The organism is Thiohalocapsa sp. (genome assembly GCF_019695415.1).
Lineage (GTDB): Bacteria > Pseudomonadota > Gammaproteobacteria > Chromatiales > Chromatiaceae > Thiohalocapsa.
On sequence record NZ_JAIFKJ010000135.1, the window covers coordinates 1 to 9,972 of the forward strand.

The following is a 9,972-nucleotide window of genomic DNA, read 5'->3' on the forward strand; positions in this document are numbered from 1 at the left end:
CCCTAACGCGAGCCGAGCAGAGCGCGCAGCGCTGCAGGGCGGAACCGAATCCGCGCTCTGGTGGCTGCACAGACAGACGGCTCGACGCGGCAGCAAGTTTCAAGCGCTCGTTTGAATTCCAGGGAACAAATCCCCCGCCGAGCACTCTGTTTAAGTAGGCGCTGATCGGCGCGGGTCCGTCGGGCTTCCCCCTCCCGGCGGACCTTTTCCCGAGACACTCGGGAAACGTTACCCCGGCTGCTTCCCCCGAGCGCCGGGGTTTCTTTTTTGGGCTCTGCACGCGATGCCGCCTGTCGCCAGGTGTTGCGGGATGTCGGGCAACTTACAGCCAACACTTCTTCGCCGCTCAGACGGTTCGCCGGTGTTTCGCACAGACGGCAACGACGCGTCAAAGGCGGGGTGGCAACGGCTGAGTCGCCCCGGCGCTTGGGGTAAACTGAACGCATGAAGCGAGAAGTCGGCGTCGTTATGGACCCCATCGGCTCCATCAAGATCGCGAAGGACAGCACCTTCGCGATGTTGCTGGCAGCCCAACGGCGTAACTGGTCCTTGTGGTACATGGAGCTCGGCGACCTGTTCCTGCTGGACGGGGCGGCGCAGGCACGCATGCGCCCGCTCAGTGTCAGCGACGACCCTGCCGGCTGGTTCACGCTGGGAGAGGCTGAGCGGCGTCCCCTGGCTGCGCTGGATACGGTGCTGATGCGCAAGGATCCGCCCTTCGACATGGAATACGTCTACGCCACCTATCTGCTGGAGCTTGCGGCCGCCGAGGGCTGCCTGGTGGTGAACGACCCGCGCACCCTGCGTGATGCGAACGAGAAGGTCTTCGCGGCGCACTTCCGGGACTGTGCACCACCACTCACGGTCACGCGCAGCTCGGCGGTGCTGCTGGAATTCATCGCCGCCCATGGCGATACCGTGCTGAAGCCTCTGGACGCCATGGGCGGGCGCTCCATCTTCCGCGTCCGCAGCGGGGATCCGAACACGGGCGTCATCATCGAGACGCTGACGGACCATGGCGCACGCTTCTGCATGGCCCAGCGCTTCATCCCGGAAATCACTGCAGGCGACCGGCGGGTGCTGATGGTGGACGGCGCTCCCGTGCCCTATGTGCTGGCCCGTATTCCGTCGGCGGAAGGCGGTCGCGGCAACCTGGCCGCCGGGGCTCGGGCGGAGCCTGCGGCCATCAACGAGCGCGAGCGCTGGATTGCGGACCGGGTGGGCCCAGAGCTGCGCGCCCGGGGCGTGCTCTTCGCCGGCCTCGATGTCATCGGTGACTACCTGACAGAAGTGAATATCACGAGCCCCACCTGCATCCGCGAGATCGACCGCGCCTACGGCACCGACGTTGCCGGCGACCTGCTGGCCTGCATTGAGGCCCGTCTCGGTGCCCGCTGAGCGGCCCCGCGCCCCAGCCATGGTGGGCCGCGCGCTAAACAAAGCTGTCGCCGACGCGACGGCCGCGAGGTGGGCGTCCTGGCCGGTGCTTGTCTTGCTGATGGCCCTGCTCGTCAGCCTGCTCGCAGGCTGCCGCGGCGCCGAGACGCCCGTCTACACGACGCAGTTCATCGCGTTCGATGCCGCGGTAGATCTCAGCATCGTCGGCAAGCTCAAAGAGGATGCCCAGCGCGCCTCGGCGGAGGTGGAGGAGGACTTTCGCTTCCTGGACTATGCCACGAACGCGTGGGCGCCCGGACCGATGATCCGCGTCAATGAGCTGCTGCCCAAGGGCGAGCCCTTCGCCGCGCCGCCGTCACTGCTGCCCTTGCTGCGCCAGAGCCAAGTGCTGGCACTCGAGAGCCGCAACCTTTTCAATCCGGCCATCGGCCACCTGCTCAAGCTCTGGGGCTTCCACGCCGCGGAGCCCGAGTGCCGACCGCCGCCAGCGGATGCCGCCATCGAGCGCCTGGTATCGGCGGCGCCGAGCATGGCGGATCTCTATCTCGACGGCCTCATGCTCCAGAGTGACAACCAAGCGGTCCGGCTCGACTTCGACGGCATCGCGGTGGGCTACGCCATGGACCTTGCCATGGAGAACCTCCGCGAGCGTGGCATCCGCCACGCCATGCTCAACAAAGGCGACGACGTGCGCACCATGGGTAACCGCGCCGGTCGGCCCTGGCGGGTGCCGGTGCGACGCGGCAGCGGCACGGGCGTGCTCGGCATCATCGATGTGGTGGGCGACACGGCCATCTTCACCAGCAGCGTGCATGGGCGCAATTTCATCTACGAGGGCCAGATCTACCACGACATCATCGACCCGCGCACCGGCCGCCCCGCAACCGGTCTGCAGGCGGTGACCGTGATGCACGACGGCTCCGCCACTGTGGCCGACGCCGCGGCCGACGCCTTGATGGTGGCTGGCATGGCGGACTGGCGGGACGTCGCAGCGCGACTCAACCTGCGCTATGTCCTGCTCATCGACGACGCCGGCACGGTGCACATGACACCAGAGATGGCCGAGCGCATCGAGCTCCTCGACGACCGCAACGACATCGCCATCACCGAGCCCGTCGCGACGCCCGTGGACTCGGGCGACCCGAGCGCCTGACTCGCCCATGCACGGCCCCTCCCCAAGCACGGCGTTTGGTCACTGGGGCGGGACGACCGCCGCGCTGCGCGGGCCTATGCTCCTCGCCGTGAGCATCGCCGTCCTCCTGCACCTGGCGCTGCTGCTGGGACTTCGCTTCGAGCTGCCGGAGCCTGTACCGCCGCCACTGCGCACCCTGGAGGTGATGACCGTCGAACAGCCCGCGCGCGGCCCCGCCGATACGCCGGCCGATGCGGGGCGTGCCCAGGTGGACCGAGCAGGCGACACCCAGGCACCCCTGCCGGAGGTAACTGCCGACAGCAGCGCGGCGGCCTCGACTTGGGCAGACACGGCCGACCGGGCAGACACCGAAGACCGCGCACCCGCGTTACCGCCGACGGATCACTCCGGCACCGGCACCGACGGCGAGGTCCACACGCAGCCCACGCGTAATCTCCTCGATACCGGAGCAGACGCCATGGTCGGCATGCTTTCGGACCTCGGTGCCGAGGTGCCGCTGCCAGAGCTCGCAACCGCGGCGCCAGCGCGGAAGCCTGCACCCGACGCCCGCACCATCTTCGCCACCCGCGGTGACGAGATCGCAGCCCTGAACGCCCGAGTCAAAGCCCGTGATCAGGAGCGCACCGGCCGCGAGCGCCGCAAGGCCATCAGTACCAACACCAAGGAGTACCGCTATGCGTCCTACCTGGACGCCTGGCGGCGCAAGGTAGAGCGCATCGGCAACCTGAACTATCCGCAAGAGGCGAAGGAGAAAGCGCTCTTCGGCAGCCTGATCCTGCACGTGGCAGTGCGCGCCGACGGCAGCCTGGAGGGGGTACGGGTGGTGCGATCCTCGGGCCACGAGGTGCTCGATCAGGCGGCGGTGAGTATCGTCCAGCTGGCGGCGCCCTTCGCACCCTTCCCGGACGACATCAAGGCGGAGACGGACGTGCTTGACATCACCCGCGTCTGGCAGTTCCAGCCCAATCACCGGCTGGGCTGGAACGACTGAAGAGCCCGCAGGCTCGCTTGCCAGGGTGCGACCGGGCCGGGATACTATCCCCATGAGCTTTGCCACGTCGCTGACCAATCATTTCCTCATCGCGATGCCGGGCCTGCAAGACCCGAACTTCTCGCGCACTGTCGCGTATGTCTGCGAGCACACCGAGCAGGGCGCCATGGGGATCGTCATCAACCGGCCCATGGACATCAAGCTCGGTGAGGTGCTCGACCAGCTCGACATTGAGCCCAATGTCCCCGGGATTGCCGAGACCCAGGTCTTCCTGGGCGGTCCGGTGCAGACCGATCGAGGCTTCGTCATTCATTCCGGCCCCAAGGAATACGACTCCACCTTGACGGTGACACCAGACATCCGCGTGACGACGTCGCGGGACGTGCTGGAGGCCATCGCCAACGGGCAGGGCCCGGAGCAGCGACTCGTCGCCCTTGGCTACGCCGGTTGGGGCGAGGGCCAGTTGGAAGAGGAGCTGAGCGCCAACGCCTGGCTGAGCGGCCCGGCGGACGGCCAGATCATCTTCTCCCGGCCGCCCGGCGAGCGCTGGCTCGCCGCCGCGCGGCTGCTCGGCATCGACCTCAACCTGCTGAGCGGCGAGGCGGGGCATGCTTGAGGCAGGGCCTAGGGCCGAGCGGCTAGGGGCTAGGCGGCTGCGCGACGTCGGCTGTGCCGACGCCGGCCGGGGCGCCTAGAGCAGCCCTGGGCGAGATGCGTTGGGCACGCTGCTCGGCTTCGATTTCGGCACCCGTAAGGTCGGTGTCGCCGTCGGCCAGACGGTCACCCGCACCGCGAGCCCGCTGACGACGCTGCGCCACCGCGGCAGCAAGCCGGACTGGGCCGCCATTGAGGCGCTGATCCGCGAGTGGCGCCCCGATGCCGCGGTGCTAGGGCTGCCTTTCAACATGGACGACACCGAAGAAGAGACCCTGGCGGTACCGGTACGCCGCTTCGCCCGCCAGCTGACGGGGCGCTTCGCCCTCCCGGTGCACCTGGTGGACGAGCGCCTCACCACCATCGCCGCCGAGCGCGCCCTCAGCAGTGAAGGGCGCTTCCCGGGGTCCGATGCCGGCCGGGGTAAACGGCGACAACACGGCAGCCGGGACGCGGACGCACTCGACGCCTACGCCGCCAAGCTGATCCTGGAAACCTGGCTCACCGAAGTGCGCCCATGACCCCCAACGAGCCACCCATCGCCAACACGGCACTGTTTCGGGACGCGGCGGCGGTGGAGACCGCCATCGCCCGCATGTCGCAGGAGCTGCAAGCCCTGCTCCGGGCGCGTGGTGCAACGTCGGCACTGATGATCGGCATCCACACCGGCGGGGTCTGGGTGGCCGAGCGCCTGCACGCCCTGCTCGGGCTGACGGAGCCGCTCGGGCATCTCGACATCTCTTTCTATCGCGACGACTTCACCCGCATCGGCATGCACCCGCGCGTGCGCCCGTCGCACCTGCCGGTGGCCGTGGACGATCGCCACGTCGTGCTGGTGGACGATGTGCTCCAGTCCGGGCGGACCATACGCGCGGCGCTGAACGTGCTCTTCGACTACGGCCGACCGGCATCGGTGCTGCTGGCGGTGCTCGCCGAGCGCGGCGGGCGCGAGCTGCCGATCGAGCCCAACGTGGTTGGCCTGCATGCGGATCTGGCGCCGGGCGAGCACCTGAAGCTCGCGGGCCCGGACCCCTTGACGCTCCATCGCGGCAGCCCGCCCGCAGGGCGCAGCGGCGGCAGCGAGGCCGCCGGCTCATGATCCCCAATAGCCCGAGTCAGCCGGCACAGGCCGCCGCGCTGCAACTGGACGCGGACGGCAACCTGAAGCATTTCCTTACCCTAGATGGGCTCGACCGTGCCCTGCTTACGGACATACTGGACCGCGCCGAGGGCTTCCTCGGCGTCGCGCAGCAGGCGGTGAAAAAGGTGCCGCTCTGCCGGGGCAAGATCATCGCCAACCTCTTCTTCGAGACCAGCACCCGCACCCGCACCACCTTCGAGCTGGCCGCCAAGCGCCTGTCCGCGGACGTGCTGAATCTGAACATCAGCACCTCCGCCACCGCCAAGGGCGAGACGCTGCTGGACACACTGCGCAACCTGGAAGCAATGCATGTGGACATGTTCGTCGTGCGCCACGCCGACAGCGGCGCGGCGCACTTCATCGCCACGCATGCGGCACCCTCTGTTGCCGTGATCAACGCCGGCGACGGCTGCTATGCGCACCCCACCCAGGCGATGCTCGACATGTTCACCATCCGCGCCCACAAGGGCGGCTTTGCCGGGCTGACGGTGGCCATCATCGGCGACATACTGCACTCGCGGGTAGCGCGCTCACAGATCACGGCGCTGAACACCCTGGGCGTCGCCGAGGTGCGCGTCATCGGGCCGAGCACGCTCATCCCGGCCCGGGCCCAGCAAGCGCTCGGCGTGCGCGTCTTCCACGACCTGCGCGCCGGGCTTCGTGGTGTGGATGTCATCATCCTGCTACGCCTGCAGCACGAGCGCATGACCGGCGGCTTCCTGCCGAGCGAGCATGAATATTTCCACCTGTTCGGCCTCACTGAGAAGCGCCTGTCCCTCGCCGCCCCCGATGTCATCGTCATGCACCCAGGCCCCATTAACCGGGGCGTAGAGATGGACTCCAGCGTCGCGGATGGCGAGCGCTCGGTGATCCTGGAGCAGGTGAGCAATGGGCTTGCGGTGCGGATGGCCGTGATGTCCATGTGCATCAGCACCCAGAACCTATGGCTGCGGGCCGCCGGAGAGACCGCGCCTGCGGAGGCGGCCGATGCCTGACAGCCCCGCCGTCAGTATCCGTGGCGGGCGGGTCATCGACCCCGCCGCCGGCCTTGACGAGGTCACAGACCTGCACCTGGCCGACGGCGCCATCGCGGGACTCGGTCCGCCTCCAGCCGACTTCGAGCCGCAGCGCATCATCGACGCCACCGGGCTCGTCGTCTGCCCCGGCCTGGTGGACCTGAGCGCACGGCTGCGCCAGCCCGGCTGCGAGCACAAGGCCACGGTCGCGAGCGAGACCCGCGCCGCCGCCGCCGCCGGCATCACCACGCTTTGCTGTCCGCCGGACACCCTGCCGCCGGTAGATACGCCGGCGGTGGCGCAGCTGATCCGCCAGCTCGCGGAAGAGCGCGGCCACGCGCGGGTGCTGCCGGCGGGCGCATTGACCCGCGGGCTAGACGGCGAGCAGATCAGCGAAATGGCGGCGCTCAAGCTCGCGGGCTGCCCCGTTATGAGCAATGCCGACCGCCCCGTACGCGACACCCGGGTACTGCGCCGGGCACTCGAATACGCATCCACTTACGGGCTCTGTACCTTTCTGCACCCGGCCGATGCCTATTTGAGCGAGGGCGGCCTGGTGCACGAGGGCCGCATGGCCACCCAGCTCGGCCTGCCCGGCATCCCGGAGGCCGCAGAGGTGCTCGGCGTCGCCCGGGATCTGGCGCTGGCAGAGCAGACCGGTGCCCGCGTGCACTTCCGGGGCCTGTCCACGGGCCGGGCCACGGCCATGTTGGCGGAAGCCCGCTCACGCAGGCTGCCCGTGAGCGCCGACGTCGCCGCCCACCAGCTTTGGCTCACCGAGGACGCCCTGGCCGGCTTCAATGCCGATGCGCGCCTGATACCGCCGCTGCGAACCGCCGCCGACCGGGATGCCCTGCGCGCCGCTGTGGCTGCCGGTGAGATCACGGCCATCTGCTCCGACCACCAGCCGCACGAGCCGGACGCCAAGCTCAATCCCTTCCCGCAGACGGCACCGGGCATGTCGGCGCTGGAGACCCTGCTGCCGCTGGTGCTCGGCTTGGTGCGCGAGGGTGTGCTGGACCTGTGCGACGCACTCGCCTGCATCACCTGTCACCCCGCTGCCATTCTGGACCGCCCCGTGGGACGGCTGCAGGTCGGCGCTGTCGCGGATGTGTGCGTGTTCGACCCCGAGGCCCGCTGGGTGGTAGGAGACGACACGCTGGTGAGCCGCGGCCGCAATACACCGCTGCGGGGTGCGGAGATGACCGGTCGGGTGCGCTTCACGCTGTTCGCCGGGCAGGTGGTCTTCGACGCTGCCGCTGTTTGAGCCCGAGGGAAAGCAGGGGCCGCGGTCGTGCAGGCAGGTTCTAGCCCCGGCCGTCGTATTGGTTACAGGAAGGTTTCCTTATGCTGGGCCTTGACGCGTGCGTCGGCCTTCGTGACCAGGCCGCGCTTCACGAGATCCGTCAGGTTTTGATCCAGCGTCTGCATGCCGCTGGCCTGGCCGGTCTGGATCGCGGAGTACATCTGCGCGACCTTGTCCTCGCGGATCAGGTTGCGGATGGCCGGGGTGCCGATCATGATCTCGTGGGCGGCGACGCGCCCGCCTCCGACCTTCTTGAGAAGCGTCTGTGAGATCACGGAGCGTAGAGACTCCGAGAGCATGGAGCGCACCATGGTCTTCTCGGCAGCCGGAAAGACATCGACGATGCGGTCGACGGTCTTGGCGGCGGAGCTGGTATGCAGGGTGCCGAACACCAGGTGGCCGGTCTCGGCGGCCGTGAGCGCCAGGCGAATGGTCTCCAAGTCGCGCATTTCGCCCACCAGTATGATGTCCGGGTCCTGGCGCAGGGCGGAGCGCAGCGCCTCGCTGAAGCCCAGCGTGTCCTTGTCTACCTCGCGCTGGTTGATGAGGCACTTCTTGCTGGTGTGCACGAACTCGATGGGATCTTCGATGGTGAGGATGTGCGAGTAATGGTTGTCGTTCATGTGGTCGATCATCGCCGCCAGCGTGGTCGACTTGCCGGAGCCCGTGGGGCCTGTCACCAGCACCAGCCCGCGCGGCACACTCACGATGTCCTTGAAGATCTCCGGGGCGTCCAGGTCCTCGAGCGTCAGTACCCTGGACGGGATGGTGCGAAAAACCGCTGCCGCACCGCGCTTTTGGTTGTAGGCGTTGACGCGAAAGCGGGCGAGACCCGGGATCTCGAAGGAGAAGTCCGTCTCCAGTAGCTCCTCGTAGTCCTTGCGCTGCTTGTCGGTCATGATGTCGTCGACCAGCGCATGCACCGTGCGGTGCTCCAGCGGCGGTACGTTGATGCGGCGGATGTCGCCGTCCACGCGGATCATCGGCGGGAGCCCGGCGGATAGGTGCAGGTCCGAGGCCTTGTTCTTGACACAGAAAGTGAGGAGCTCGGCGATATCCACAGCGGCCTCCCGGTAGGCATCGGGCTGATCACCTTCGCAGGATCAGCGTTTCCCTGATGGCAACCAAAGTGCAAGCATAGCGCGGAGCCGGTGGACCGTTCCAAGAACGACGTTGCGGCGTCAGGACATGCGCCTCCGGGTCAGTCCTGTAACGGTGCCGGGTCAGGCGCCGGAGACGCAGTTGCGAAGGCGACGCCGAGCCGCAGAAGCTCCGCCTTGCCGCGGAGCGTCAGGTCAGTAGTGAAGCGAAACTGCTGACGGGCGTCGATGGGATAGGCCCGCAATCGGTAGCGCGTGCCCCAGGGCTGCTCCTCGGCCACCACGGCGATGGGCTGCTCGAAGGCGAGGTAGGGGCTGGTCAGTGCCACGTCGTAGAGCGCCGCATGCACCCGGGCGCCGTCGTGCTCGGGGTGCAGATGGAAATCCGCGACACATTGCAGCTGCGGCTGGCCGTTGTTGGCGTTACTGACGGCCCCGTCCCAAAGCTTCTGGTGTGGGATGGTCACCAGGTTGTCGTCGGGTGTAACCAGCTGGAGGGCGCGCACGCCCACGTGAGTGACCTCTCCGTAGACGCCGTCGATCTCCACCCAGTCGCCGTTGCGGTAAGGGGCCTCGCCCACCGCGACGATGCCCGCCACCAGGCTGCTCGCATAGTCCTTGAGCGCGAAGCCCAGCGCCAAGCCCAACGAGCCCAGCACCGCCAACATGTTCTGGAACGACGGCTCGATGACCTTCGGCAGGGCCAGCAGGAAAGCGCCGACGATGATGATGAGCCGCAATAGCGGCACCATGGCGAGCAGCGCGTGTCGACGGCGTCCGCGCAGCCGATTGGCAAGCCAGGGCAGGGTCTTCTGGAGCAGCAGGATGAGCGCGGCAGCCGCCGCGAGGATAAGCGCCAAGTCCAGCAGGGCGCCCGTACCTAGGTGCTTGAAAATGCTGCCGAGGTTCTGATCCATGTCGTGCCCTCAGAAGTCGTCCATCAGAAAGCCTTGAGCCTGGAGCAGGTCGCGCGCCGGTGCATAACCGGCCGCGCTGATGCGCAAGTCGCCGGCGGGGGTCTCCACAATAGCACCGGCCGCGGCGAGCCTGTGCAGGGCGCCCTGCACCCGGAAGGCGGGCAATGGCAGCAGCTCCGCAAGCAGAGGCCGAGGAAGGCCGTTGTGCAGGAGGGGGGCATGCAGCACCAAGCCGCCCGTCCCGCCCGGCCCGGCGCGGAGGCCCGGCCCCGCGGCACCTCCCCCCCAGAGAGGTG

The 9,972-nt window shown here is 68.2% G+C and carries 10 protein-coding genes and 1 pseudogene; 8 read left to right on the forward strand and 3 right to left on the reverse strand.

Features of this window, described 5'->3' with window-relative positions:
• The first annotated feature begins 444 nt into the window (after positions 1 to 444).
• From gshB to I6U14_RS03395, 8 genes are all read left to right on the forward strand, one after another.
• On the forward strand, positions 445 to 1,398 hold the full coding sequence (gshB, locus tag I6U14_RS03360; RefSeq protein ID WP_296896878.1) for a glutathione synthase: 954 nt from the start codon (positions 445 to 447) through the stop codon (positions 1,396 to 1,398).
• Between the two features lie 100 nt (positions 1,399 to 1,498).
• Entirely contained in the window at positions 1,499 to 2,551 is a 1,053-nt protein-coding gene (locus tag I6U14_RS03365; protein ID WP_296896879.1) for an FAD:protein FMN transferase, read from the forward strand.
• 7 nt (positions 2,552 to 2,558) lie between these two features.
• Positions 2,559 to 3,542 carry a TonB family protein gene (locus tag I6U14_RS03370; protein WP_296896881.1) on the forward strand — a complete coding sequence of 328 codons (984 nt, stop codon included), beginning with the start codon at positions 2,559 to 2,561 and terminating at the stop codon, positions 3,540 to 3,542.
• Positions 3,543 to 3,594: 52 nt separating this feature from the next.
• Positions 3,595 to 4,158 (forward strand): YqgE/AlgH family protein, encoded by a 564-nt coding sequence (locus I6U14_RS03375; RefSeq protein ID WP_296896883.1) that lies wholly within the window; start codon positions 3,595 to 3,597, stop codon positions 4,156 to 4,158.
• Between the two features lie 100 nt (positions 4,159 to 4,258).
• Positions 4,259 to 4,717, forward strand: coding sequence for a Holliday junction resolvase RuvX (gene ruvX, locus I6U14_RS03380; protein WP_296896884.1), 459 nt, complete (start codon positions 4,259 to 4,261; stop codon positions 4,715 to 4,717).
• Complete coding sequence (gene pyrR, locus I6U14_RS03385) at positions 4,714 to 5,295, forward strand: bifunctional pyr operon transcriptional regulator/uracil phosphoribosyltransferase PyrR (protein ID WP_296896886.1); 582 nt, start codon at positions 4,714 to 4,716, stop codon at positions 5,293 to 5,295. Before ruvX ends, pyrR begins: the two co-directional genes overlap by 4 nt.
• Complete coding sequence (locus I6U14_RS03390) at positions 5,292 to 6,332, forward strand: aspartate carbamoyltransferase catalytic subunit (RefSeq protein WP_296896888.1); 1,041 nt, start codon at positions 5,292 to 5,294, stop codon at positions 6,330 to 6,332. Before pyrR ends, I6U14_RS03390 begins: the two co-directional genes overlap by 4 nt.
• Positions 6,325 to 7,620 (forward strand): dihydroorotase, encoded by a 1,296-nt coding sequence (locus I6U14_RS03395; protein WP_296896890.1) that lies wholly within the window; start codon positions 6,325 to 6,327, stop codon positions 7,618 to 7,620. The genes I6U14_RS03390 and I6U14_RS03395 overlap by 8 nt, the downstream gene beginning before the upstream one ends.
• Before the next feature lie 62 nt (positions 7,621 to 7,682).
• Here the strand turns inward: I6U14_RS03395 and I6U14_RS03400 are convergent, their stop codons facing one another.
• The 3 genes and pseudogenes from I6U14_RS03400 to I6U14_RS03410 all read right to left on the reverse strand — a co-directional run.
• Positions 7,683 to 8,720: a type IV pilus twitching motility protein PilT gene (locus tag I6U14_RS03400; protein ID WP_296896892.1), complete on the reverse strand. Its 1,038-nt coding sequence runs from the start codon at positions 8,718 to 8,720 to the stop codon at positions 7,683 to 7,685.
• 140 nt (positions 8,721 to 8,860) lie between these two features.
• Positions 8,861 to 9,676, reverse strand: a complete 816-nt coding sequence (locus tag I6U14_RS03405; protein ID WP_296896893.1) for a mechanosensitive ion channel domain-containing protein — start codon at positions 9,674 to 9,676, stop codon at positions 8,861 to 8,863.
• Between the two features lie 9 nt (positions 9,677 to 9,685).
• Positions 9,686 to 9,972 (reverse strand): annotated as a pseudogene (locus tag I6U14_RS03410) (hypothetical protein); the annotation flags it as partial.